Consider the following 23581-nt stretch of genomic DNA (forward strand, 5'->3'; position numbering starts at 1 on the left):
ATTATTGCCCGCTCTGCGTCAGTATGGCGGGCGAGCGTTTTATCCAACGCATGAACTCCTGCGGCGGCAGCGCCTTCGCAAAATACCAGCCCTGGCAATACTGTACGCCGTGTTCAAGCAACCACCCGATTTGCTCCGCCGTTTCCACCCCTTCCGCAATCGTCTTCAGGTTTAGGCTTTGCGCCATCTCGATGATATGTTCGGCAATCAAGTGACTGGTGCTGTTAGTGGCCAGCGTGCTAATAAACGATTTGTCGATCTTCAGGATATCGATATTCAACGCTGACAAATTATGGAGGTTGGAATATCCCGTGCCAAAATCGTCAAACGCCACTTCAAAACCGGCCTGCCGAAACGCCTGGATGATGGGTGTCATTTTATGTACATCGATAAAGCCGCGCTCCGTCACCTCAACTTTAATTTGCTGGGCCGCCACGGAGTACTCATGGTTTTTTTCGGCAATCAGAGCAATCAGTCGGGATGAATGAAAGTCAGAGGCCGAGAGGTTAATCGAGATATACAACTGAGGATTCGCCGAAAGAAAAGCCCCTAAATCTTTGAAGACCTCCTCAACAACATAATCCGTGATCTGCTCAATCATCCCCTCTTTTTCCGCCAGCGGAATAAACTCCGTCGGGCTCATCACCTCGCCGTTACAGCCTGGCCAGCGTAGCAAAGCCTCGGCCCCGACACATTGTCCATTTTTGATGTCAATGATCGGCTGATAGTACAGACAAAGCTGACGTTTCTTGATCGCACGTTTTAATAAGCGGCGTGGAGAGAGGTATTCCTGACGCGTACGCCACCACATGAGCAGTATCAGGATGCTGCAGATAATCCCAAAGGGGATCGTTAACGCCGCCTCATGATAGAAAATCTGATTAACACGAGCGTCGGAGGTCGAAACAATAATCGCGATGGGGCGTTTTTCTGAATGTACGATGGTATAGAATCGCTCGCCCTGCTGGAATGTTGAGGATTCACCGCTTATCAGCGGCGAGAACTGCGCAATATTCGCCCCTTCGCTGGCAGAGAAAAAGGTGTCCGTTACCGTGTCATACACTCCCCAGGACAGATCCGGATCATCAGACATGACTTCGCTGTAAGATAATGGATTGATGACGACAACGTAGTTTCCTCGTTGCATGTACGTCATTTTATAGCCGGCGAAAAAGGGGGTATCGCGGTAGTAATAGATGAAGACGTCTGGCGCGCGTTTATAGTCGGCTGTCGCCATAATATATGGGACTCGCGGCATCATTGACGTAGAGCACAAAAAATGATCGCCCTGCGCATAAATTAGCTCACTGATATATAAACGACCACGAATAATATTCAGCATACTTTTCTGATGGGCAGGGGTACACATCTTACCCTGATACAACTGGGCCATATCACGCGCTAAATCAGCCTGGAGGATCACCAATTCCGTTTTATTTAACACCAGTTGAGCAAAAGAGCTGAGTTGATTACGGGTTTCGGACATCGCCCGGATGTGAGCAAACCATAACGCCAGCACCACGGGGAGCAATACCACCATGAATGTTCCGAAGAACTTCAGCATCTTGCGTCGCGCACTGTGATTCATGTCAGCCCTATTTCCCTGTTTCGTATATGCCAGAACCCATTAGGCGGGATGCTATAAACACTGACTGATTAAGTTGCATGAATCTATCATTATTAGCAACAGACTTCTCTATGTAAAAGTCTGATAATAGATGATGCTGATATTATTTTTCCGTAAGGCAAACTCAAAGTTATGCTTATTTCATAACATTATTATCAATAAGTAGTAATTTTTTATGAGCATTATCCTGGTCGTGTTTAAGAAATTCATTAAATTTCTTAACGAATAATTTAGGATAAACATAACAGGTAATCCATATACATCTTTTTATTAGATTATTTGTTATCGTTTTTTATTAAAAATAACCATGCAAATAACATGGTTATTATCCTGCAAAAATAACCTCTAACACTGGTGAACAAACGAGCAAATGTGATATAGTTCACACAATTCATGTAACAGAAACAATGTTTCATTCGTGTTATTGCCCGTCGAGAGCCAGAGTACTACACCCTCGGTGAACACCCCCGCGCTGTCATGGGCATCAAGACTTTCTGAGGACGTTTTTTCATGGCAACGATAACAACTGGCGTGGTTCTTCTGCGATGGCAGCTACTCAGCGCGGTGCTGATGTTTTTAGCCAGCACGCTCAATATCCGTTTTCGTAAATCAGATTATATTGGCCTGGCCGTCATTAGTAGTGGTTTGGGACTGGTTTTCGCCTGCTGGTTTGCAACCGGGCTGCTCGGCATAACCCTGGTGGATATGTCCGCAATCTGGAAGAACATTGAAAACGTGATGGTTGAAGTGATGAGCCACACACCGCCAGACTGGCCGATGGTGTTGAACTGATAAAAAATTACATATGGCTACCCCTGTTTTGAGGTAGCCATTATTTTTCGTATAAAGCAGAAAAATTAGAACGGAATATCGTCGTCGAAATCCATCGGCGGCTCGTTAGACGGCGCTGCCGGAGCTGACTGCTGCGGGCGAGACTGCGCGCCGCCGCTGAACTGATTGCCGCCCTGCGGCTGCTGAGGCTGACCCCAACCGCCCTGCTGCTGACCGCCGCCTGCCGGAGCACCACCACCCTGACGGCCACCCAGCATTTGCATGGTGCCGCCAACGTTAACCACAACTTCAGTGGTGTACTTTTCTACGCCGGACTGATCGGTCCATTTGCGGGTACGTAGCTGGCCTTCGATATAGACCTGAGAACCTTTACGCAGATATTCGCTGGCTACTTCTGCCAGTTTGCCGAACAGCACGACACGGTGCCATTCAGTCTGCTCTTTCATTTCGCCGGTCGCTTTATCACGCCAGGATTCGGAAGTAGCCAGCGTAATGTTGGCAACTGCGCCACCATTCGGCATATAGCGTACTTCCGGGTCCTGGCCCAGATTACCGACGAGAATCACCTTGTTTACGCCTCTGCTGGCCATGATCGTGTCTCCTGAAAAACGTTACTGAATAAGTGTAAGCGCGGGATTGTAGCATTTCCAATAGCGCTTTTACTACGTTGCGAGATCGATTCCAGTAAACAACCCCGGATAGACATTGTTGCACAGACACCTGCGTTTTGCATTCCAATACTGTATATCCATTCAGGTCAGGTTGTGTCATAATTAACCGTTTGTGATCGCCGGTAGCACCATGCAGCCAGGCAAAAAAGCGTTTAATCCGGGAAAGATGAATGGATAAGATCGAAGTTCGGGGCGCCCGCACCCATAATCTCAAAAACATCAACCTCGTCATCCCGCGCGACAAGCTGATTGTCGTCACCGGGCTTTCGGGCTCAGGCAAATCTTCGCTCGCTTTCGACACCTTGTATGCCGAAGGACAGCGTCGTTACGTTGAATCCCTTTCCGCGTACGCGCGTCAGTTTCTGTCACTGATGGAAAAGCCGGATGTCGACCACATTGAGGGGCTGTCTCCCGCCATCTCAATCGAGCAAAAATCGACATCCCATAACCCGCGATCCACGGTAGGTACGATTACCGAAATTCACGACTATCTGCGCCTGCTGTTTGCCCGCGTTGGCGAACCGCGCTGCCCGGATCACGACGTTCCCCTGGCGGCGCAGACCGTGAGTCAGATGGTGGACAACGTCCTGTCGCAGCCGGAAGGCAAGCGTCTGATGCTGCTGGCGCCGATAATTAAAGAGCGTAAAGGCGAACACACCAAAACGCTGGAAAACCTGGCAGGCCAGGGCTATATCCGCGCCCGTATCGACGGGGAAGTGTGCGACCTGTCCGATCCGCCCAAGCTTGAGCTGCAAAAGAAACACACCATTGAAGTGGTAATTGACCGCTTTAAAGTACGTGACGATCTCACCCAGCGCCTGGCGGAATCGTTTGAAACCGCGCTGGAACTGTCCGGCGGTACGGCAGTGGTTGCCGATATGGACGACCCGAAAGCGGAAGAGCTGCTGTTCTCTGCCAACTTCGCCTGCCCGATCTGCGGCTACAGCATGCGCGAACTGGAACCGCGTCTGTTTTCATTCAACAACCCGGCGGGCGCATGCCCGACCTGTGACGGCCTCGGCGTACAACAGTATTTCGATCCTGACCGGGTGATTCAAAACCCGGAACTGTCGCTGGCCGGTGGCGCTATCCGCGGCTGGGATCGCCGCAACTTCTACTACTTCCAGATGCTTAAGTCACTGGCGGAACACTATAAATTCGACGTCGAAGCCCCATGGGCCAGCCTGAACCCCGCCGTGCATAAAGTGGTGCTGTACGGTTCCGGTAAAGAGAATATCGAATTTAAATACATGAACGATCGCGGCGATACGTCCGTACGTCGCCATCCGTTCGAAGGCGTATTGCACAATATGGAGCGCCGTTATAAAGAGACGGAATCCAGCGCGGTACGCGAGGAATTAGCCAAATTCATCAGCAACCGCCCGTGCGCCAGCTGTGAAGGGACGCGTTTGCGCCGGGAAGCCCGCCACGTATTTGTTGAAAATACGCCGCTGCCCGCAATTTCCGACATGAGCATCGGTCATGCGATGGATTTCTTCAACAACCTGAAGCTTGCCGGTCAGCGAGCGAAGATTGCAGAGAAAATTCTTAAAGAGATTGGCGATCGTCTGAAATTCCTGGTCAACGTCGGCCTCAACTACCTGACGCTGTCGCGTTCAGCGGAAACGCTCTCCGGCGGCGAAGCCCAGCGTATTCGTCTGGCAAGCCAGATCGGCGCGGGTCTGGTCGGCGTGATGTACGTCCTGGATGAACCGTCTATTGGTCTGCATCAGCGCGATAACGAACGTCTGTTGGGCACGCTCATCCATCTGCGTAATCTGGGTAATACCGTGATTGTGGTCGAGCACGATGAAGATGCGATTCGCGCCGCTGACCACGTTATCGATATCGGCCCGGGCGCTGGCGTTCACGGCGGCCAGGTGGTTGCCGAAGGGACGCTCGACGACATCATGGCGGTGCCTGAGTCGCTGACCGGCCAGTACATGAGCGGTAAGCGTAAAATTGAAGTACCGAAACAGCGCGTGGCGGCCGATCCGGAAAAAGTGCTGAAGCTTACCGGCGCGCGCGGCAACAACCTGAAAGATGTCACCCTGACGCTGCCGGTTGGCCTGTTCACCTGCATTACAGGGGTTTCTGGTTCGGGTAAATCGACGCTGATCAACGACACGCTGTTCCCGATTGCGCAGACAGCGCTGAACGGCGCCACGCTGGCTGAACCTGCGCCGTACCGCGATGTTCAGGGCCTGGAACATTTCGACAAAGTGATCGACATTGACCAAAGCCCGATTGGTCGTACTCCGCGATCCAACCCGGCAACCTACACCGGTGTGTTTACGCCGGTGCGCGAACTGTTTGCTGGCGTACCAGAGTCCCGCGCGCGCGGTTACACGCCGGGTCGTTTCAGCTTTAACGTTCGCGGCGGACGCTGTGAAGCCTGTCAGGGCGACGGCGTGATCAAAGTTGAAATGCACTTCCTGCCGGATATCTACGTGCCGTGCGACCAGTGTAAAGGCAAGCGCTATAACCGCGAAACGCTGGAGATTAAGTACAAGGGCAAGACCATCCACGAAGTGCTGGATATGACCATTGAAGAAGCACGCGAGTTCTTCGATGCCGTCCCGGCGCTGGCGCGTAAGCTACAAACGCTGATGGACGTGGGCCTGACGTATATCCGTCTCGGCCAGTCGGCCACTACGCTCTCCGGCGGCGAAGCGCAGCGCGTGAAGCTGGCGCGCGAACTGTCAAAACGCGGCACCGGGCAGACGTTGTATATCCTTGATGAACCGACCACCGGTCTGCATTTTGCGGATATTCAGCAGTTACTGGACGTGCTGCATCAGTTGCGCGATCAGGGCAACACCATCGTGGTGATTGAGCACAATCTGGACGTAATCAAAACCGCTGACTGGATTGTCGATCTCGGTCCGGAAGGCGGTAGCGGCGGCGGGGAAATTCTGGTCTCCGGCACACCAGAAACGGTCGCTGAGTGTGAAGCTTCACACACGGCCCGCTTCCTCAAACCGCTGTTGTAATTGCGCAACACTTATCTGGCCTACAGAATATGCATAATTTCTTGTAGGCCGGATAAGGCGCTTGCGCCGCATCCGGCGAAACAGATCAGGGCTGCGCCAATATCCGACGTTTATCTTCCGGCAGCGTGTTTACCGCCAGCTGATAAGAGGCATCAACCAGATAATAAATCTGCGAATCCGGCAGCGAGCCGTCCAGATACACCGTGCTCCAGTGCGCTTTATTCAGATGCCTGCTTGGTCGTACATCGCTATGCTGCTGACGCAGTAATTCCGCCAGTTCAGGGCTGGTTTTCAGAGAGACCGCCGGGCGTTCTTCTACCTCTTTTACCATGGCAAAGAGTACATCTTCGACTTTGATTTGTGTGGCTTTCCAGTCACTGTGCACGCTCTGCTCCGCGCCCGTTTTAGCCATGCAGTATTGCAGCAACTCCGAATTCGTCATCTTTATTCCCCTTACCAGCACTCGCCTAATGAGAACATCTTTTATTCAGTGTGCAGCAAGTCCGCAAAAGGTAAAAGCCGGTAACGCAAATTTGTTTAAAAAACCACCAAACAGCAGCCTGCGCCTTTAATACTCAGAATTTACGATCACCTCTTCACCAAACGCGCCAGCCTGGGGTAGCGGTTTATAGGTGGAGTTGGAAGCACGTAAAATACGAATACCGCGAATACCCACGTCGCGAGCAGCGGTGATGTCATTGTCAGAATCGCCGTAGAACATGCGCACGTTTTTATCCTGTAACCACTGCGTTTTGGTGTTCTGGCCCGGCTTGTCGCCGGCAAAAATGACCGGATTCATATTGGCGGCCGGGATGTGAAAGTTATCAGCCAGCGTTTTCGATACCGTTTCAGTCTTCGTCGGGCTACGTCCGGTAACGAAGAAAATGCTATCGCCACGACGCACATGCATATCAATTAACTGGCGCGCCACTTCTTTTGGAATACTGAACTCGTCCCAGCCGTTGTTCATTTTCTCCCAGAAAGCCGGATTCTTCAGGTAATCTTCACTGTCCGGAGAGTACGTTTTCTTACCGCGCCAGAAGCCCGGACTGGAAAAAAGGACGGTGTCATCAATATCAAACCCGACGGCCATCGGCGGGCGTCCAGTCAGACTGTTTTCAATTTGCGCCACGGAAACCCAGTGAATGGGGGCCTGCTCGGCGAGTTTTGCAACGTTGGTGCCTGGATTGAGCTGCGAGGGAGAAGAAACTAATGCCTGAGCAGGCTGATTTAACGTGAACAATAAACAAACGGCACTCAGTGCCAACGTAAACTTGCGCATATTTTTCCCTAAGCAGTCAGTTAGTTATCATTTTTTTATTAACAACTGGTCAAAAAACTATCTGACCTTACCCCCTGAGGGGAGGGAAAGGAAGGATTTTCTCTGGTTTTGTTACAGAAAAAGAGCACGATCACACAGAAAAGCGTGCCTGATGGCGCTACGCTTATCCGGCCTACAAACGAAAAAAACCAATGCTCTTGTAGGCCGGATAAAGCGTTGACGCCGCCATCCGGCAAACCAGATTGTTACATAACGGCAGCAAAGGCCTTCGCCACGCGCTGCACGTTAGCGTGATTCAATCCGGCCACGCACATACGACCACTGGCAATCAGGTACACACCAAACTCATCACGCAGGCGATCGACCTGAGCGGCGCTAAGCCCGGTATAGCTGAACATGCCGCGCTGTTGCAGCAGATAGTCAAAGTTACGGCCAGGAATTTCAGCGCTCAGCACGTTAACCAGCTCCTGGCGCATTGCCAGAATGCGGGTACGCATCTCTTCGACTTCCGCCAGCCAGCTGGCTTTCAGCGCGTCATCACCCAGTACCGTAGCGACCACCTGCGCACCAAAGTTCGGCGGGCTGGAGTAGTTACGACGTACGGTCGCTTTTAATTGCCCCAGAACGCGGCTTGCCGCATCGGCGTCTTCACATACCACAGACAGCCCACCGACGCGCTCGCCGTATAAAGAGAAAATTTTAGAAAATGAGTTACTGACCAGAGCGGGTAATCCGGCGCTGGCTATAGAGCGGATCGCGTAAGCATCGTCTTGCATTCCGCCGCCAAAGCCCTGATAGGCAATGTCGAGGAACGGGATCAGATCGCGCGATTTCAGAATCTCAATAACGGCATCCCATTGCGCAGGGGTTAAATCTGCACCGGTCGGGTTATGGCAGCACGGATGCAGCAGCACGATGCTGCGCGCTGGTAAGGTATTCAGCGTGGCCAGCAGGTCATTGAAACGTACCCCGTTGGTTTCATTGTCATACCAGGGGTAAGTACTCACTTCGAATCCAGCCCCTTCAAAAATCGCGATATGGTTTTCCCATGTTGGATCGCTGACCCATACGCCAGAGTCAGGGAAATAGCGTTTCAGGAAGTCTGCGCCAATTTTTAGCGCCCCGGAACCACCCAGCGTCTGAATGGTTGCGACACGCTGTTGCAGGAGAACCGGATGATCCGCGCCAAACAGCAGCGGCGCAATGGTATTACGATACGTGTTCAGACCTTCCATCGGTAGATACAGCGAAGCGCCATGCGGTTGGGCATTAAGTCGGGCTTCCGCCTCCGCCACCGCTTTAAGCTGAGGAATAATGCCGTCTTCGTTGTAGTACAGACCAATGCTGAGGTTCACTTTGTCGCTACGTGAATCTTCTTTGAATCGCTCCATGAGCGATAAAATCGGGTCGCCAGCGTAGGCGTCAACTTTTTGAAACACGAGGTGGTTCTCCAGGTTTACAGGCAGAGGATAAGAACACAATAAACCGGAAGCGGAAGAAGATCGAGAGGATGTTGCAGTTGGCGAGCATATTGCCGGATGGCGGCGTTCCGCCTGTCCGGCATATCATGAACTTAGTCGATATACTTCATCGCCACCCTTGAGGTCAGGCGCGTGATAAGTTCGTAAGCACTTACTTTCGTCATTTCAGCAATGCGTTCCACGGGCAAACCTTCACCCCAAAGAATCACTGAATCACCGGCCTTATCCTGTGCCTCAGGGCCTAAATCGACGCAGATCATATCCATCGCGACGCGACCAACGATCGGCACTTCACGGCCATTGACCAGCACCGGTGTTCCAGACGGCGCCGCACGCGGGTAACCATCACCATAACCCATCGCCACCACGCCTAAACGCGTGTCGCGCTCGCTCTGCCAGGTACCGCCATAGCCGACCGGTTCGCCCGCTTTGTGATCACGCACCGCAATCAGGCTGGAGGTTAGCGACATCACCGGCTGGCAGCCAAAATCGGCACCGATAGAGTGGTTTTCCAGCGGTGAGACACCGTACAGAATCAGCCCCGGACGCGCCCAGTCGAAGTGAGATTGCGGCCATAGCAGAATACCACCGGATGCGGCAATCGAACGCTGCCCCGGTTTGCCTTCACAGAAGCTATTAAAGATATCGAGCTGCTTTTCAGTCGCGCCACACTCAGGCTCGTCCGCGCGCGCAAAGTGGCTGACGATATTGACCGGCTGGCGCACATTTTCACATTGCGTCAGGCGCTGATAAAACGCCTCGGCCTGCTCAGGACGCACGCCCAGGCGGTGCATGCCCGTGTCGAGCTTCATCCAGACGGTGACCGATTCAGCCAGTTTTGCGGCCTCCAGGGCCTCGAGTTGCTCCAGGTTGTGTACGGCGGTATGCAGACGCTGCGCGGAGATAGTCGGCAGATCGGTGGCATCGAAAAATCCCTCCAGTAGCAGGATAGGCTGCGTGATGCCACCCGCGCGCAGCCGCAGGGCTTCTTCAAGACGAGCGACACCAAAAGCGTCCGCATCGGGGAGCGTTCGCGCGGTCTCTAACAGACCATGGCCGTAAGCGTTCGCTTTCACGACCGCAACCAGTTTACTGGCAGGAGCCAGTTCACGCAGACGTTGCAGGTTGTGTCGCAGAGCGCGGCGGTTAATAACTACAGTTGCCGCTTGCATGTGTATTCCTTAATAAAAGAATCTCCTAAATCATTCGTGTTGCAGAAAGGCGACAAGCCTGAGAATCCCCGGAAGCTTAGTAAACTAAGTGACCGGGGTGAACGGGCGAAGTCAACGCATCTGCAGCATGAAGGATGACGGAGATTTATTCGTCGTCGTATTGTGGGCCCGCATAGTTGTCGAATCGCGACCACTGTCCGTTAAAAGTCAGGCGAACCGTTCCGATCGGACCGTTACGCTGCTTACCAATAATAATTTCGGCGATGCCTTTTAAGTCGCTGTTTTCGTGATAAACCTCATCACGATAGATAAACATGATTAAGTCGGCATCCTGCTCGATGGAGCCGGATTCACGCAGATCTGAGTTGACCGGACGCTTGTCGGCGCGTTGTTCCAGAGAGCGGTTAAGCTGCGACAGCGCCACCACCGGCACATGCAGTTCTTTCGCTAACGCTTTCAGCGAGCGGGAAATTTCAGCAATTTCCAGCGTACGGTTGTCGGAAAGCGACGGCACGCGCATCAGCTGCAGGTAGTCGATCATGATAAGTCCGATACCGCCGTGTTCACGGGCGATACGACGGGCACGCGAACGCACTTCCGTTGGCGTCAGGCCGGAGGAGTCATCAATATAGATGTTTCGTTTCTCCAGCAAAATACCCATTGTTCCGGAAATTCGCGCCCAGTCTTCGTCATCCAGTTGACCAGTACGAATTTTTGTTTGGTCTACGCGTGAAAGCGAGGCCAGGGAACGCATCATGATCTGCTCTGAGGGCATTTCAAGACTAAAGATAAGAACCGGCTTATCCTGCAACATCGCCGCATTTTCGACGAGGTTCATTGCAAATGTCGTTTTACCCATCGACGGACGCGCGGCGACGATGATGAGGTCTGACGGCTGCAAACCAGCGGTTTTTTTGTTGAGGTCGTCATAACCGGTGTTCACCCCGGTGACGCCGTCGTGCGGCTGCTGGAATAGCTGCTCGATACGCGCGACGGTAGCGTCGAGCACATCGGTAATGTTTTTCGGGCCTTCGTCTTTGTTGGCGCGGCTTTCAGCGATTTTAAAGACGCGAGACTCCGCAAGATCCAGCAGGTCTTCACTGGAACGTCCTTGCGGATCGAATCCGGCTTCCGCAATTTCGTTCGCGACCGAAATCATGTCACGGACAACGGCACGTTCGCGGACGATATCCGCATAAGCGCTGATGTTGGCCGCACTTGGCGTATTTTTCGATAACTCAGCCAGGTACGCAAAACCGCCGACGCTGTCCAGTTGGCCCTGAACCTCCAGCGACTCTGCCAGGGTAATCAGATCGATGGGTTTTCCCATCTCCTGCAGGCGATGCATTTCCGTAAAGATATGCCGGTGCGGGCGGGTATAAAAATCCTCCGCGACCACGCGTTCGGCCACGTCATCCCAGCGTTCGTTATCCAGCATTAAACCGCCCAACACCGACTGTTCCGCTTCAATCGAGTGCGGCGGTACTTTCAGCCCGGCGACCTGGGGATCGCGCTCACGAGCATCAGTCTGTTGTTTGTTGAAGGGTTTATTTCCTGCCATAGTGAATGGAGTTACCGAGATAATGATTGGGTCGAAAGATTACCACATTTCTTTTGGAGGAAGCATGGCAACACGTATTGAATTTCACAAGCATGGTGGGCCTGATGTACTCAAGGCTGTGGAGTTTACGCCGGTTGACCCGGCGGAAAACGAAATCCAGGTCGAGAATAAAGCGATAGGGATCAACTACATCGACACCTACATCCGCAGTGGTCTTTATCCGCCGCCTTCTCTGCCCAGCGGTCTGGGTACCGAAGCCGCAGGCGTGGTCAGCAAAGTTGGCAGCAAAGTGACGCACATCAAAGCTGGCGATCGCGTGGTGTATGCTCAGTCTGCGCTTGGCGCTTACAGCTCAGTGCATAACGTGCCGGCTGATAAAGCCGCTATTCTGCCTAACGCTATCTCGTTTGAACAGGCAGCCGCCTCGTTTCTGAAGGGGCTGACCGTTTTTTACCTGTTGCGCAAAACCTATGAAATCCAGCCTGACGAACCATTTTTATTCCACGCAGCCGCAGGTGGCGTCGGCCTGATCGCTTGTCAGTGGGCGAAAGCGTTGGGAGCGAAACTGATTGGCACCGTCGGCAATGCGCAAAAAGCGCAAATTGCGCAGCAGGCCGGCGCGTGGCAGGTAATTAACTATCGTGAAGAAAGCATTGTTGAGCGGGTAAAAGAGATCACCGGCGGTAAAAAAGTGCGGGTGGTGTACGACTCGGTGGGGAAAGATACCTGGGAGGCGTCTCTCGATTGTCTGCAGCGCCGCGGACTGATGGTCAGTTTTGGCAACGCGTCCGGACCCGTGACAGGTGTAAATTTAGGGATTCTGAATCAGAAAGGTTCGCTGTACGTTACCCGCCCTTCGCTCCAGGGTTACATCACCAACCACCATGAATTAACCGAAGCCAGCAATGAGCTGTTCTCGCTGATTGCCAGCGGGGTGATCAAAGTGGATGTCGCACCTGGTCAGACATTTGCGCTGCACGACGCGCAGCGTGCTCATGAAGTGCTGGAAAGTCGCGCCACGCAGGGATCGAGTCTGCTAATCCCGTAAAGAATTAGGGCTTCCCGCAGGAAGCCCTTTCTTTTTTTTAGTTCGGCTGTATGTAGGGTACAGCTCGATGAATTCGTTAACCAGGCAATAGTGACAGATTTGATAATCAATTCCTATTTGGTTCTAAAGGCAATGTTTCAGGTTGTGACGGACCACTCAATACCTTAGTAAAATCGGCGGTTATTGCGCTGATACTGTGGGACTTTTGGCGCTTTTATCGCCTTGATCACCCACACCACGGCAACGGCCAGTAACAGCCAGGGCAACAGTTTAATCATCAAGGCAAATAGCCCGCCCAAAAACATGACGACGGTGGCTACCACCAGCGCGGCCAGCACCCCCAGCAACGAGACGCCGGTGACCATCAGCATGATAAAAAATCCAATCACAAAAAGTAGTTCCAGCATGACTCTCTCCCGAAATAAAATACTCTTCATTCCTTTACAAGAAACATGCCAAAGTTAATCTACTGATTTATAAAACAAAATACCCTGTGACAACGCGCAGGGTGTGGTGAAATTAACTAACTTTTAGTGAGAAACTAACGCTTATCGGCCACCAGCTTCAAAGCATGTTCCAGGACGTTAATATCGGCTCCGGCTTTATGCGCGTTCTCACTCAGGTAACGACGCCACTGACGTGCGCCGGGGATTCCCTGAAACAGTCCCAGCATATGGCGCGTCACATGCCCCAGATAAGTGCCCTGACTCAGTTCACGCTCAATATATGGGTACATGGCACGCACCACGGCGACCGGATCGGCATCATGAGTAGCGGCAGCAAAAATTTCGCGGTCGACCGACGCCAGAATTCCGGGATTTTGATAGGCTTCACGCCCCACCATCACGCCATCCATATGTTGCAGATGCTTTTTCGCTTCTTCCAGCGATTTAATACCGCCGTTGATCGACATCGTCAGATGCGGGAAATCACGCTTTAACTGATAAACACGGTCATAATCCAGCGGTGGGATCTCGCGGTTTTCTTTCGGGCTTAACCCGGACAGCCAGGCCTTGCGGGCGTGAATGATGAACATCTCGCATTCGCCGTTGCCAGATACCGTGTTGATGAAATCGCACAGGAATTCGTAGCTGTCCTGATCATCAATGCCGATTCGGGTCTTCACCGTCACCGGAATCGACACCACATCGCGCATCGCCTTGACGCAATCGGCGACCAGTTGCGCATTCCCCATCAGACAGGCGCCAAACATGCCATTCTGTACGCGGTCGGAAGGACAACCCACGTTGAGGTTAATTTCGTCATAGCCCCGCTGTTCAGCGAGCTTCGCACACTGCGCCAGCGCAGCCGGATCGCTCCCGCCCAGTTGCAACGCGACCGGATGTTCTTCTTCGCTATACGCCAGATAATCGCCTTTACCATGAATGATCGCTCCGGTAGTCACCATCTCCGTATACAGCAGCGTCTGGCGGGACAGTAAGCGCAAAAAGTAGCGGCAATGTCTGTCCGTCCAGTCGAGCATCGGCGCGATAGAAAAACGATGAGCGGGAAAAGCGGTAGACTGAGATTCAGGCAGCATGGCGAATATTCAAGCATCCGGTTAAAAAAGGGGCGCTACTATAGCATAGACCGATGCGATAGTGCGCCCCATCATCGTGGCTCGCACAGCATATTCTCACAGAGCGTTATTTGCGCCCCGGCTTGCCGTCATGTGGGCCAAAAAACTGCGGCGGATGGTCAACCCAGCGATCCTCGCGCGTGGCGGCATAGACCGGGTTAAGCGGGTAATAAATGCGATTATATTTTTTGTTTGCCTCACCCACGACCAGCAAGCGCACCTCTTCACTGGTGTTATTGATAAAGGTGTGGCACACCCCGGTTCCTGCCGGAAAACCGACGCTGTCGCCAGGTTCGAGCTTCCATAAATAGCCGTTAATCCAGGCTTCCGGATAACCTTCCAGCACATAGATAAACTCTTCTTCATCGCTTTCGGCATGAGGATAAGATGTGCGACGCCCCGGCGGCAGGCGTTCATGATGAATACCTAGTCTTCCTAACCCCAGTTTACGGGCAAGCGGCGCGCCAATAGCAAAAAGTTCATTGCTGTCGGGGTAGGTGGAGTCATCAGCCCCCTCCACCTCTCGCCAGTGGCGAATACAGTCGGGTCTTTTCATGTGGATTCTCCAGAATACGATGCGTCAGGTATAGCACACAGCGGCGGATCTCGGCGTTTTAAGCAGAACATGATAAAGTAAGGGATTAACCTTTCACACAAATCGAGGCGCCAAATGGACAAAACCACCACGCAGGAGTTATTGGCTCAAGCTGAAAAACTCTGTGCGCAACGCAACGTGCGGCTAACGCCACAGCGCCTCGAAGTGCTGCGCCTGATGAGCCTGCAGGAAGGCGCTATTAGCGCTTATGACCTGCTCGACCTGCTACGGGAAACCGAGCCGCAGGCCAAGCCACCGACCGTTTATCGTGCGCTCGATTTTCTGCTGGAACAAGGTTTTGTACATAAAGTGGAATCGACCAACAGCTACGTGCTGTGTCACCTGTTCGATCAACCGACCCACAGTTCTGCGATGTTTATTTGCGATCGCTGTGGCGTGGTAAAAGAAGAGTGTGCGGAAGGTGTGGAAGACATCATGCATATGCTGGCGGCAAAAATGGGTTTTGCTCTGCGGCATAACGTGATTGAAGCTCACGGGCTGTGCCCGGCATGCGTGGAGGTTGAAGCCTGTCGCCATCCAGGCGAATGTCAGCATGACCACTCAATTCTGGTGAAAAAGAAAGTCGGTCGCTAAGCCAGAGAGCGTACATCCTTGTACTCTCAGGAGGGGACTAATTACCAGCGGTAATCGTTGCGGGTTTCCCAGTCAGTGACTTCTTTCTCCGCCTGATCTTTTGCATAACCGTAACGCTCCTGGACTTTACCGACCAGTTGGTCACGTTTGCCTTCAATGACCGTCATATCATCGTCGGTCAGTTTGCCCCATTGCTCTTTCACTTTACCTTTGAACTGTTTCCAGTTGCCGCCGACTTCGTCTTTATTCATCATCAAATCCTCATCGTTAGGTTGTGAATAGCCAGAGTATCTCGTCCAACTCCGCTATCTTTTCTGCTGGACGTGAGAATAAGTGTAGTCACTGATTCGGCATTCGATTCACTATTCAGAATTTTTAACCGTCAGGCTTCAACGAACCACGTCCCGTTGCGCCAGTGACGTCGCCAGATAAAGGCCAGTGAAAGCCCGCGCAGGGCGAGAAACACAGTGAGTGCCAGCCACAAACCGTGGTTACCCAGCAGCGGTAAAGCCAGTAACGTTAATGCGAATCCCGCGGCGGCAACGGCCATGCTGTTGCGCATTTCTGCAGCCCGTGTTGCGCCGATAAACATACCGTCCAGCAAATAACACCAGACGCCAACCAGCGGCAAAATCACCTGCCAGATAAGATAACGATCGGCCAGCAGTTGAATCTGCGGGAGCGAGGTCAGCAACGCTATAATGTGCTCGCCAAACAGGGCATAAACCAGCGAAAACAGAATCGCCACAAGACCGGACTGTCGGCAGGCTGCGCGCCAGACATCCAGTAACTGGCTGCCATCCCGTGCGCCATAGGCCTGACCAGAATGCGCTTCAACGGCGTAGGCAAACCCGTCCAGCGCGTAGGCGGTAAAGGTCAGCAGGGTCATCAGAACGGCATTTACCGCAATGATATCGCTCCCCAGGCGCGCGCCCAGCACCGTAATGGCACCGAAACAGAGCTGTAGCAACAGCGAGCGCAGCATGATGTCGCGGTTAAGCGCCAGTAAGCGGCGGAAATTGCCACGCCAGGCCTGTTTCAACATTGCCAGCGAAATACCGCGCATATGCAGGACTTTGCGTACCATTAACAGACCGATCAGCAAGGTGGCATATTCGGCGGTGACCGTCGCCAGCGCCGCGCCCTGCACGTTCATATGCAGGCCCATCACCAGCCATAAATCGAGCACAATATTGAGAACATTACCGACAATCAGCAGGATAACCGGCGCCCGCGCATACTGAACGCCAAGCAGCCAGCCGAGCAGCACCAGATTCGCCAGCGAGGCAGGGGCGCTTAACCAACGGATTTCCAGGAAACGTCGGGCCTGCTCCAGTACGGCTTCACTGCCGCCGACAATATGCAGAGCCAGATCGATAATCGGCGTACGAAACATTGCGATAAGCAGCCCCGCCCCCAGCGCCAGCATTAGCGGCTGCACCAGCGCACGCGCCAGTGCCTGCGGATTTTTCGCGCCAAATGCCTGAGCGGTAAGACCTGTGGTGCTCATACGTAAAAAAAGCAGCAGCATAAAGAGAAAACTGGTCGCGGTGGCGCCAACGGCAACGCCGCCAAGATAGACTGGACTATCCAGATGACCAATGACCGCGGTATCGACCAATCCCAGCAAGGGAACGGTGATATTGGAGAAGATCATCGGTAAGGCAAGACGCCAGAGTGCTTTGTCGGAGGAGGTAAAGAAAGGCATGAAATGGAGCCTGAAAAGAAGTTAGAGGTACTGGAAGATGTTGCCCTGGCCCGGTAAGCGCAGTGCCACCGGGCGAGTTGCCGGATGGCGACGCAAACGTCTTATCCGGCCTACAGGGACTCAACAGAGTATTACAGCCATTCCCCGTTACGAATGACGCCTACCGCCAGCCCTTCAATAGTGAAGCTTTGCTCGCGCAGGTCGACCACAATGGGTTTGAATTCGCTGTTTTCTGGCAGGAGTTCAACCTTGTTGCCCTGTTTTTTCAGGCGCTTCACCGTCACTTCATCGTCAATGCGCGCAACAACAACCTGACCGTTACGCACATCCTGTGTTTTATGCACGGCCAGCAAATCACCGTCCATAATCCCGATGTCTTTCATCGACATACCGCTGACGCGCAGCAGAAAATCGGCGTTCGGTTTGAACAGTGAAGGATCGACCTGATAATGGCCTTCGATGTGTTGCTGCGCCAGAAGTGGCTCACCTGCCGCAACGCGACCGACAAGCGGTAAACCTTCTTCTTCTTCCTGCAACAGACGAATACCACGCGATGCGCCGGATACAATTTCCAGCACGCCTTTACGCGCCAGCGCTTTCAGATGTTCTTCAGCAGCGTTTGGGGAACGGAACCCCAAACGCTGCGCGATCTCCGCACGCGTCGGTGGCATACCTGTCTGGCTGATGTGATCTCTAATAAGATCAAACACCTCTTGCTGCCTGGCCGTTAACGCTTTCATTCCGCCCCCTGGGTGTATATACAGTTATGCTGTGAGTATATACAGCTAAAGGTGATTTTGGAACCGCAAACTGCACAAAAAACAGGAGAATGATGAAGTTGCGGAATCTTTATCGCAAATGCGACCACAACAGGATGCCCCAGGTGATCAAGGCGACAAAAATCGACAGCAATACCGCCGCCGACCCCATGTCTTTCGCACGACCAGACAGTTCGTGGTACTCGGAACCGATACGATCAACCACCGCCTCAATCGCACTATTGAGGATTTCAACGATCATCACCAGCATCACGGAACCAATCAGCAACACGCGCGTAATGGCGTCGACGTCCAGCCAGCAGGCGATGGCAACGCCTAGCAGAACGGCAACGCTTTCCTGACGAAATGCCGCCTCATTAATCCATGCGGCGCGAAAACCTTTCCAGGAATAGCCTGCAGCTTTGATAATTCGGGTGAATCCAGTGGTATTATTGGCCATCAAAAAGAACCTTTTTACATTATTAGCGTCAATGTCATTGTAACGTTACCCCGTTTGTTTCAGGGTGTGGCAAAGCAGCGCGAAGTATGACCGGATACACCAGAAATTCACTAAACTTTCTGATATCCTTGCAGCGCATTTGCATTATTAACCAGAGGCTTTACATCGTTTATGTCCGGCTGGCCACGAATTTACTACAAATTACTGAATTTACCATTAAGCGTACTGGTAAAAAGCAAGTCTATTCCGGCGGAACCCGCACCGGAATTGGGGCTCGATACTTCTCGCCCCATTATGTACGTCCTACCGTACAACTCCAAAGCAGACTTGCTGACGCTGCGCGCCCAATGTCTGGCGCACGATCTCCCGGATCCCCTGGAACCGCTGGAGATAGACGGAACTCTACTGCCGCGCTACGTGTTTATTCACGGCGGCCCACGTGTCTTCACCTATTACACGCCAAAAGAAGAGTCTATTAAGCTATTCCATAACTATCTCGACTTGCATCGCAGCAATCCAGACCTGGATGTGCAGATGGTGCCGGTTTCGGTGATGTTTGGCCGTGCGCCTGGACGCGAAAAAGGCGAGGTCAACCCGCCGCTACGTATGCTGAACGGCGTACAAAAATTCTTTGCTGTGTCCTGGCTGGGTCGCGACAGCTTTGTCCGCTTCTCCCCGTCGGTTTCTCTGCGTCGCATGGCGGATGAACACGGTACAGATAAAATTATCGCCCAGAAGCTGGCGCGCGTAGCGCGTATGCACTTTGCACGCCAGCGCCTGGCCGCAGTCGGTCCGCGCCTCCCTGCCCGACAGGATCTGTTCAACAAGCTGTTGGCCTCAAAAGCTATCGCGCGCGCGGTAGAAGATGAAGCGCGCAGTAAAAAAATCTCCCACGAAAAAGCGCAGCAAAATGCGATAGCGCTGATGGAAGAGATTGCCGCCAACTTCTCCTACGAGATGATCCGTCTGACAGACCGTATTCTGGGCTTTACCTGGAACCGTCTGTATCAGGGGATTAACGTTCATAATGCAGAGCGTGTACGCCAGTTGGCGCACGATGGCCACGAAATCGTCTATGTTCCGTGCCACCGCAGCCATATGGACTATATGCTGCTGTCGTACGTGCTGTATCATCAGGGTCTGGTTCCGCCGCACATCGCGGCAGGCATCAACCTGAATTTCTGGCCAGCAGGTCCCATCTTCCGCCGCCTGGGCGCGTTCTTTATTCGTCGTACCTTCAAGGGCAACAAGCTTTATTCCACCGTTTTCCGCGAATACCTGGGCGAGTTGTTCAGCCGCGGCTACTCGGTTGAGTACTTTGTCGAAGGCGGTCGTTCACGTACTGGTCGTTTGCTTGACCCGAAAACCGGCACGCTGTCGATGACCATTCAGGCGATGCTGCGCGGCGGTACGCGTCCGATTACCCTCGTACCGATCTACATCGGCTACGAGCACGTCATGGAAGTGGGCACGTATGCGAAAGAACTGCGGGGCGCGACGAAAGAGAAAGAGAGCCTGCCGCAAATGCTGCGTGGCTTAAGCAAGCTGCGTAATCTGGGTCAGGGTTACGTTAACTTTGGCGAGCCGATGCCGTTGATGACTTACCTCAACCAGCATGTGCCGGAGTGGCGTGAATCTATCGATCCTATCGAGTCTATCCGTCCAGCCTGGCTGACGCCGACGGTAAATAACATTGCCGCCGATCTGATGGTACGCATTAACAACGCAGGCGCGGCCAACGCCATGAACCTGTGCTGTACCGCGTTACTGGCTTCCCGCCAGCGCTCTCTGACCCGTGAGCAGTTGACTGAACAACTCGATTGCTATCTGAGTCTGCTGCGCAACGTACCGTATGCCCCGGATGCGACGGTTCCTGCGCAGAGCGCCAGTGAACTGATTGACCATGCCTTGCAGATGAACAAGTTTGAGGTCGAGAAAGACACCATTGGCGACATCATCATTCTGCCGCGCGAGCAGGCGGTATTGATGACGTACTACCGCAACAACATTGCGCATATGCTGGTTCTGCCTTCGTTAATGGCGGCCATTGTAACCCAGCATCGTCATATTTCACGCGCCGCGCTGCTGCAGCATATTGAAGCGCTATACCCAATGCTGAAAGCGGAGCTGTTCCTGCGCTGGGAGCGTGACGAACTCGCTGGCGTGATCGACGAACTGGCCAGCGAAATGCAGCGCCAGGGACTCATCACCCTGGACGATGACGAACTGCATATCAATCCGGCCCGCTCCCGTACGCTACAACTGCTGGCGGCGGGTGCTCGTGAGACGTTGCAGCGCTACGCTATTACCTTCTGGCTGCTGAGCGCTAACCCATCTATCAACCGTGGTACGCTGGAGAAAGAGAGCCGCACCGTGGCACAGCGTCTTTCCGTCCTGCATGGCATTAACGCACCGGAATTCTTCGACAAGGCCGTGTTCAGCTCTCTGGTGCTGACGCTGCGTGACGAAGGATATATCAGCGATACCGGAGATGCCGAACCGGAAGAGACGATGAAGATCTATCAGATGCTGGCCGAACTGGTCACGTCGGATGTGCGTCTGACCATCGAGAGCGCCACACAAGGCGAGTAAGCATAAAAAAACCGGTCGAAATGACCGGTTTTTATTTTGCAGGCTAAGCCAAACTCAAAAATGCCAGTAGCTCATTGCCAGGCCTAAGAACAGCACCAGACCAACATAGTTATTGTTCATAAACGCTTTAAAGCAGGCGTCACGTTCACGGTTGACGATCAGTTTCTGCTGATACACAAACAGCGCCCCAGCCACTAACAGAGACCAGTAATAGCCCAGTCCCAACCCGTTTAACCAGCCCACCAGCGCCATCAGCACCAGCACGCCCACCTGCAGAATACCAATAATCAGCTTGTCGTTCTGGCCGAACAGAATCGCGGTCGATTTAATACCGATCTTCAGGTCATCATCGCGGTCAACCATTGCATACTGCGTATCATAGGCCACCGCCCAGAGGATATTGGCGAGGAACATCAGCCAGCAGCTCAGCGGTACGGACTCGCTCACGGCGGCGAACGCCATCGGGATCGACCAGCCAAACGCCGCCCCCAGCACCACCTGCGGCAAATGCGTATAGCGCTTCATAAACGGGTAAACCCACGCCAGCGCTAGTGCCGCAACGGACAACAAAATGGTCATCGTATTGAGCGTCAATACCAGCAGGAAGGCCAGCAATACCAGTACGACAAACAGCGTTCGGGCTTCTTTCTCGGTGACAGCCCCGCTCGGCAGTGGTCGATTCGCGGTACGCTTAACGTGGCCGTCAAACTTCCTATCGGCATAGTCATTCACCACGCATCCGGCAGCGCGCATTAACCATACGCCGGCGACAAAAACCGCCAGGATCCACAGTTGCGGCATACCAGGGGTTGCTACCCATAATGCCCACAGCGTAGGCCAGAGCAGCAGTAAGGCGCCGATTGGCTTATCCGTACGCATCAAGCGGTGAAACGCCAGCAGCTTATTCTGCGTCAGACTCCACTCCATCTTTATCTTCCTCTCAGTACAACGGCGATGCAGGCAGAAAAAGCTCGGTAAGCATCAACGGCTTACCGCTCAGCCGCAGGCGGGAACGACGCCCCCACAGCGCTGCATCGCGGCCAATCTCAATAAAATCTCGGGTCAATGTCGATGACGTAAACAGGTAGCGTCCGAGCGGTGTTTTCCCCAGGTTTTGTAAGGCCAGTTCAGGGCCACACAGGGTGGATTCAGGCACCACGGTACGCCCGGCAAGCCAGGGTTCACCATCCGCGCATAACAGGATTTCGCGTAACCAATAGCGGGACTCTTTAGGCAGCAGCGTCAGTTCTTCAGCCACCTCATTTTGCCCAACGAACGCTTCGCGAATCAACGTGACGGTGACTTCTTTGCCCTGCTGCTCAAAACGTTTGGTCATGGAATCTTCCAGTAACAACCAGTCGAGCAGTTGCGGGTCCAGCGCCGGGATCGCATCAAAATAACGCAGCGCACGCAGTTGCGTTAACGCAGGGTGTGGCATGCCTTACTCTCCGATTTATAACCTAAAGGCATTGTATCGCAGAAAAGGCATTACGGGGTGAGCAAACACAATTAAGTGATCGGCAGAGCAACATAAGCGTAACAATTCGCACTGAAGGATAAAAAAAGGTGCGCCAGGAGACGCACCAGTTGTTGCAAAATCAACAATGTGGGGAGATGTTTACCCCTTGCCTTTTACACTGCTGATAAAGGTGGATCGGGCTGATTTGGATCCCAGACGTTCAGCTTCATCAAGCAGCTTCAGCGCTTTATCGACATCGCCTTTCGCCACGGCATCCTTAATCGCCTGATTAAAATAGGTTTCGGTGTCGTTCAGCATCGGCTCACTTTTCTTCACCGGCTGCGGCGCAGGAGCGGCAACCGCTGCTGCCGGAGCCGCATAAGTCACTGCAGGCGCTGCGGTATTGCCGACAGTGACAGGGCCAGGACCGGAAGAACCGAACAGCGGCCCCACCAACACACTGGAGGACGAGCTGGTTTTGACTTTCAATTTCAACAGACCATCGGTGGTATGACGCGCGATCGGGTCCGGAATATCGGGAACGGCGTTACCGACGCCCTTGGCATAGGCTTTTGCCGGATCAAGCAGGGTCGTGGTCTGTTGGAGGTCTTTATCCGTCGTAAAGACCAGAACATAGAGCTTTTGCTGGCCCAGCGCTGGCGTCAGACGCATTACGCCTTCCAGGCGATCGGCACTCATCACGCCGGGCTCCTGGTAGGTGAAATAGCTGCTGGGGAAGAACGCAGATGGCGTCATGTTCTGATCAAGAATTAAGACGTTTGGCGCAAATACGCTGGTTTGTTTGTTTACTTCACTGGTTAGCGTCAGAGTTAACTCGCCAATATTGGCCGGTACGCTCCAGGCCGCGACCGGACCGGTAATACCAGCAACATCCAAACGCTGGCCCGCGCTCGCAAGCTGCGTGGACTGAGTTTTGGATTGATCAACAGGCGTCCAGGTTAGCTGTTGCAACGCAGCAGTGGGAATAGCAGGCGCCGCGGTGGTGTTCTGCGGAACAATATTCACATCGGCCAGGCTGATGCCAGGCGCGCTGGCAAATAACCCTGCAGATAAACAAAGGGCAACGAGACTTTTCTTCATTTTCATTGTTATCACCTCAGATAGCATGGGTTCAGCGGTGGCCAGGCAATAGCGCGCTAAACCGTAATCAAGAGGGGCTTACGCCCCTCTTTCGGTCTTTACGTCAGG

The 23581-nt window shown here is 53.3% G+C and carries 22 protein-coding genes; 5 read left to right on the forward strand and 17 right to left on the reverse strand.

Annotated elements, in window-relative coordinates; all coding sequences use genetic code 11:
• Position 1 precedes the first annotated feature (1 nt).
• Positions 2–1588 carry an EAL domain-containing protein gene (locus ICA20_RS22795; RefSeq protein ID WP_038636279.1) on the reverse strand — a complete coding sequence of 529 codons (1587 nt, stop codon included), beginning with the start codon at positions 1586–1588 and terminating at the stop codon, positions 2–4.
• 549 nt (positions 1589–2137) lie between these two features.
• Here ICA20_RS22795 and ICA20_RS22800 point away from each other — a divergent pair.
• The gene (locus ICA20_RS22800; RefSeq protein WP_038636276.1) at positions 2138–2419 is read left to right on the forward strand and encodes a YjcB family protein; all 282 of its coding nucleotides are present in this window, start codon (positions 2138–2140) and stop codon (positions 2417–2419) included.
• Positions 2420–2484: 65 nt separating this feature from the next.
• On the opposite strand, the gene ssb1 is transcribed toward ICA20_RS22800, so the two are convergent.
• Positions 2485–3009, reverse strand: a complete 525-nt coding sequence (gene ssb1, locus ICA20_RS22805; RefSeq protein ID WP_003826621.1) for a single-stranded DNA-binding protein SSB1 — start codon at positions 3007–3009, stop codon at positions 2485–2487.
• 251 nt (positions 3010–3260) lie between these two features.
• On the opposite strand from ssb1, the gene uvrA reads away from it, so the two are divergent.
• Positions 3261–6083: an excinuclease ABC subunit UvrA gene (gene uvrA, locus ICA20_RS22810; protein WP_038636273.1), complete on the forward strand. Its 2823-nt coding sequence runs from the start codon at positions 3261–3263 to the stop codon at positions 6081–6083.
• 85 nt (positions 6084–6168) lie between these two features.
• Here the strand turns inward: uvrA and ICA20_RS22815 are convergent, their stop codons facing one another.
• From ICA20_RS22815 to dnaB, 5 genes are all read right to left on the reverse strand, one after another.
• The gene (locus ICA20_RS22815) at positions 6169–6525 is read right to left on the reverse strand and encodes an MmcQ/YjbR family DNA-binding protein (RefSeq protein ID WP_038636271.1); all 357 of its coding nucleotides are present in this window, start codon (positions 6523–6525) and stop codon (positions 6169–6171) included.
• Positions 6526–6651: 126 nt separating this feature from the next.
• A complete protein-coding gene (gene aphA, locus ICA20_RS22820; protein WP_038636269.1) occupies positions 6652–7365 on the reverse strand; it encodes an acid phosphatase AphA in 714 nt (237 codons plus the stop codon).
• A 245-nt stretch (positions 7366–7610) separates the two neighbouring features.
• Positions 7611–8804 (reverse strand): aromatic amino acid transaminase, encoded by a 1194-nt coding sequence (gene tyrB / locus ICA20_RS22825; RefSeq protein WP_038636267.1) that lies wholly within the window; start codon positions 8802–8804, stop codon positions 7611–7613.
• Positions 8805–8938: 134 nt separating this feature from the next.
• Positions 8939–10018 (reverse strand): alanine racemase, encoded by a 1080-nt coding sequence (gene alr / locus ICA20_RS22830; RefSeq protein ID WP_038636265.1) that lies wholly within the window; start codon positions 10016–10018, stop codon positions 8939–8941.
• A 145-nt stretch (positions 10019–10163) separates the two neighbouring features.
• Complete coding sequence (gene dnaB / locus ICA20_RS22835) at positions 10164–11579, reverse strand: replicative DNA helicase (protein ID WP_003826610.1); 1416 nt, start codon at positions 11577–11579, stop codon at positions 10164–10166.
• Between the two features lie 64 nt (positions 11580–11643).
• On the opposite strand from dnaB, the gene ICA20_RS22840 reads away from it, so the two are divergent.
• Positions 11644–12627 (forward strand): quinone oxidoreductase, encoded by a 984-nt coding sequence (locus ICA20_RS22840; protein ID WP_038642960.1) that lies wholly within the window; start codon positions 11644–11646, stop codon positions 12625–12627.
• A gap of 164 nt (positions 12628–12791) precedes the next feature.
• Here ICA20_RS22840 and pspG read toward each other — a convergent pair whose 3' ends face one another.
• The 3 genes from pspG to ICA20_RS22855 form a co-directional block, all read right to left on the reverse strand.
• The gene (gene pspG, locus ICA20_RS22845) at positions 12792–13034 is read right to left on the reverse strand and encodes an envelope stress response protein PspG (protein WP_016155352.1); all 243 of its coding nucleotides are present in this window, start codon (positions 13032–13034) and stop codon (positions 12792–12794) included.
• Positions 13035–13168: 134 nt separating this feature from the next.
• A complete protein-coding gene (dusA, locus tag ICA20_RS22850; protein WP_038636262.1) occupies positions 13169–14167 on the reverse strand; it encodes a tRNA dihydrouridine(20/20a) synthase DusA in 999 nt (332 codons plus the stop codon).
• Positions 14168–14273: 106 nt separating this feature from the next.
• Complete coding sequence (locus ICA20_RS22855; RefSeq protein ID WP_038636260.1) at positions 14274–14762, reverse strand: cupin domain-containing protein; 489 nt, start codon at positions 14760–14762, stop codon at positions 14274–14276.
• Between the two features lie 114 nt (positions 14763–14876).
• Here ICA20_RS22855 and zur point away from each other — a divergent pair, with 114 nt between their 5' ends.
• Complete coding sequence (zur, locus tag ICA20_RS22860; RefSeq protein ID WP_038636258.1) at positions 14877–15395, forward strand: zinc uptake transcriptional repressor Zur; 519 nt, start codon at positions 14877–14879, stop codon at positions 15393–15395.
• A 41-nt stretch (positions 15396–15436) separates the two neighbouring features.
• On the opposite strand, the gene ICA20_RS22865 is transcribed toward zur, so the two are convergent.
• The 4 genes from ICA20_RS22865 to ICA20_RS22880 all read right to left on the reverse strand — a co-directional run bounded on the left by ICA20_RS22865 (position 15437) and on the right by ICA20_RS22880 (position 18321).
• Positions 15437–15646, reverse strand: a complete 210-nt coding sequence (locus ICA20_RS22865; protein WP_006688302.1) for a CsbD family protein — start codon at positions 15644–15646, stop codon at positions 15437–15439.
• Positions 15647–15777: 131 nt separating this feature from the next.
• Positions 15778–17103 carry an MATE family efflux transporter DinF gene (gene dinF, locus ICA20_RS22870; protein WP_038636256.1) on the reverse strand — a complete coding sequence of 442 codons (1326 nt, stop codon included), beginning with the start codon at positions 17101–17103 and terminating at the stop codon, positions 15778–15780.
• Between the two features lie 131 nt (positions 17104–17234).
• Positions 17235–17843 carry a transcriptional repressor LexA gene (gene lexA, locus ICA20_RS22875; protein WP_003031703.1) on the reverse strand — a complete coding sequence of 203 codons (609 nt, stop codon included), beginning with the start codon at positions 17841–17843 and terminating at the stop codon, positions 17235–17237.
• A gap of 109 nt (positions 17844–17952) precedes the next feature.
• On the reverse strand, positions 17953–18321 hold the full coding sequence (locus ICA20_RS22880) for a diacylglycerol kinase (RefSeq protein WP_003826594.1): 369 nt from the start codon (positions 18319–18321) through the stop codon (positions 17953–17955).
• Positions 18322–18492: 171 nt separating this feature from the next.
• Between ICA20_RS22880 and plsB the strand changes: the two genes are divergently transcribed.
• Complete coding sequence (gene plsB / locus ICA20_RS22885) at positions 18493–20913, forward strand: glycerol-3-phosphate 1-O-acyltransferase PlsB (protein WP_038636254.1); 2421 nt, start codon at positions 18493–18495, stop codon at positions 20911–20913.
• 54 nt (positions 20914–20967) lie between these two features.
• On the opposite strand, the gene ubiA is transcribed toward plsB, so the two are convergent.
• From ubiA to malM, 3 genes are all read right to left on the reverse strand, one after another.
• Positions 20968–21840 carry a 4-hydroxybenzoate octaprenyltransferase gene (gene ubiA, locus ICA20_RS22890; protein WP_003826589.1) on the reverse strand — a complete coding sequence of 291 codons (873 nt, stop codon included), beginning with the start codon at positions 21838–21840 and terminating at the stop codon, positions 20968–20970.
• 13 nt (positions 21841–21853) lie between these two features.
• Positions 21854–22351, reverse strand: coding sequence for a chorismate lyase (gene ubiC, locus ICA20_RS22895; protein ID WP_038636252.1), 498 nt, complete (start codon positions 22349–22351; stop codon positions 21854–21856).
• Between the two features lie 180 nt (positions 22352–22531).
• Positions 22532–23479 carry a maltose operon protein MalM gene (malM, locus tag ICA20_RS22900; protein WP_038636250.1) on the reverse strand — a complete coding sequence of 316 codons (948 nt, stop codon included), beginning with the start codon at positions 23477–23479 and terminating at the stop codon, positions 22532–22534.
• Between the last annotated feature and the right edge of the window lie 102 nt (positions 23480–23581).

The organism is Citrobacter sp. C5_2, from assembly GCF_014596845.2.
Classification (GTDB): Bacteria; Pseudomonadota; Gammaproteobacteria; order Enterobacterales; family Enterobacteriaceae; genus Citrobacter; species Citrobacter werkmanii.

What these genes read in the sequence shown, in the direction of transcription:
- dnaB (WP_003826610.1), bottom strand. Translation starts at nt 11,579, where the DNA reads ATGGCAGGAAATAAACCCTTCAACAAACAACAGACTGATGCTCGTGAG.
- ICA20_RS22855 (WP_038636260.1), bottom strand. Translation starts at nt 14,762, where the DNA reads ATGAAAAGACCCGACTGTATTCGCCACTGGCGAGAGGTGGAGGGGGCT.
- uvrA (WP_038636273.1), top strand. Translation starts at nt 3,261, where the DNA reads ATGGATAAGATCGAAGTTCGGGGCGCCCGCACCCATAATCTCAAAAAC.
- dusA (WP_038636262.1), bottom strand. Translation starts at nt 14,167, where the DNA reads ATGCTGCCTGAATCTCAGTCTACCGCTTTTCCCGCTCATCGTTTTTCT.
- ubiA (WP_003826589.1), bottom strand. Translation starts at nt 21,840, where the DNA reads ATGGAGTGGAGTCTGACGCAGAATAAGCTGCTGGCGTTTCACCGCTTG.
- dinF (WP_038636256.1), bottom strand. Translation starts at nt 17,103, where the DNA reads ATGCCTTTCTTTACCTCCTCCGACAAAGCACTCTGGCGTCTTGCCTTA.
- zur (WP_038636258.1), top strand. Translation starts at nt 14,877, where the DNA reads ATGGACAAAACCACCACGCAGGAGTTATTGGCTCAAGCTGAAAAACTC.
- pspG (WP_016155352.1), bottom strand. Translation starts at nt 13,034, where the DNA reads ATGCTGGAACTACTTTTTGTGATTGGATTTTTTATCATGCTGATGGTC.
- malM (WP_038636250.1), bottom strand. Translation starts at nt 23,479, where the DNA reads ATGAAAATGAAGAAAAGTCTCGTTGCCCTTTGTTTATCTGCAGGGTTA.
- ssb1 (WP_003826621.1), bottom strand. Translation starts at nt 3,009, where the DNA reads ATGGCCAGCAGAGGCGTAAACAAGGTGATTCTCGTCGGTAATCTGGGC.
- lexA (WP_003031703.1), bottom strand. Translation starts at nt 17,843, where the DNA reads ATGAAAGCGTTAACGGCCAGGCAGCAAGAGGTGTTTGATCTTATTAGA.
- aphA (WP_038636269.1), bottom strand. Translation starts at nt 7,365, where the DNA reads ATGCGCAAGTTTACGTTGGCACTGAGTGCCGTTTGTTTATTGTTCACG.
- ICA20_RS22880 (WP_003826594.1), bottom strand. Translation starts at nt 18,321, where the DNA reads ATGGCCAATAATACCACTGGATTCACCCGAATTATCAAAGCTGCAGGC.
- ICA20_RS22840 (WP_038642960.1), top strand. Translation starts at nt 11,644, where the DNA reads ATGGCAACACGTATTGAATTTCACAAGCATGGTGGGCCTGATGTACTC.
- alr (WP_038636265.1), bottom strand. Translation starts at nt 10,018, where the DNA reads ATGCAAGCGGCAACTGTAGTTATTAACCGCCGCGCTCTGCGACACAAC.
- ICA20_RS22795 (WP_038636279.1), bottom strand. Translation starts at nt 1,588, where the DNA reads ATGAATCACAGTGCGCGACGCAAGATGCTGAAGTTCTTCGGAACATTC.
- ICA20_RS22815 (WP_038636271.1), bottom strand. Translation starts at nt 6,525, where the DNA reads ATGACGAATTCGGAGTTGCTGCAATACTGCATGGCTAAAACGGGCGCG.
- ubiC (WP_038636252.1), bottom strand. Translation starts at nt 22,351, where the DNA reads ATGCCACACCCTGCGTTAACGCAACTGCGTGCGCTGCGTTATTTTGAT.
- ICA20_RS22865 (WP_006688302.1), bottom strand. Translation starts at nt 15,646, where the DNA reads ATGAATAAAGACGAAGTCGGCGGCAACTGGAAACAGTTCAAAGGTAAA.
- plsB (WP_038636254.1), top strand. Translation starts at nt 18,493, where the DNA reads ATGTCCGGCTGGCCACGAATTTACTACAAATTACTGAATTTACCATTA.
- ICA20_RS22800 (WP_038636276.1), top strand. Translation starts at nt 2,138, where the DNA reads ATGGCAACGATAACAACTGGCGTGGTTCTTCTGCGATGGCAGCTACTC.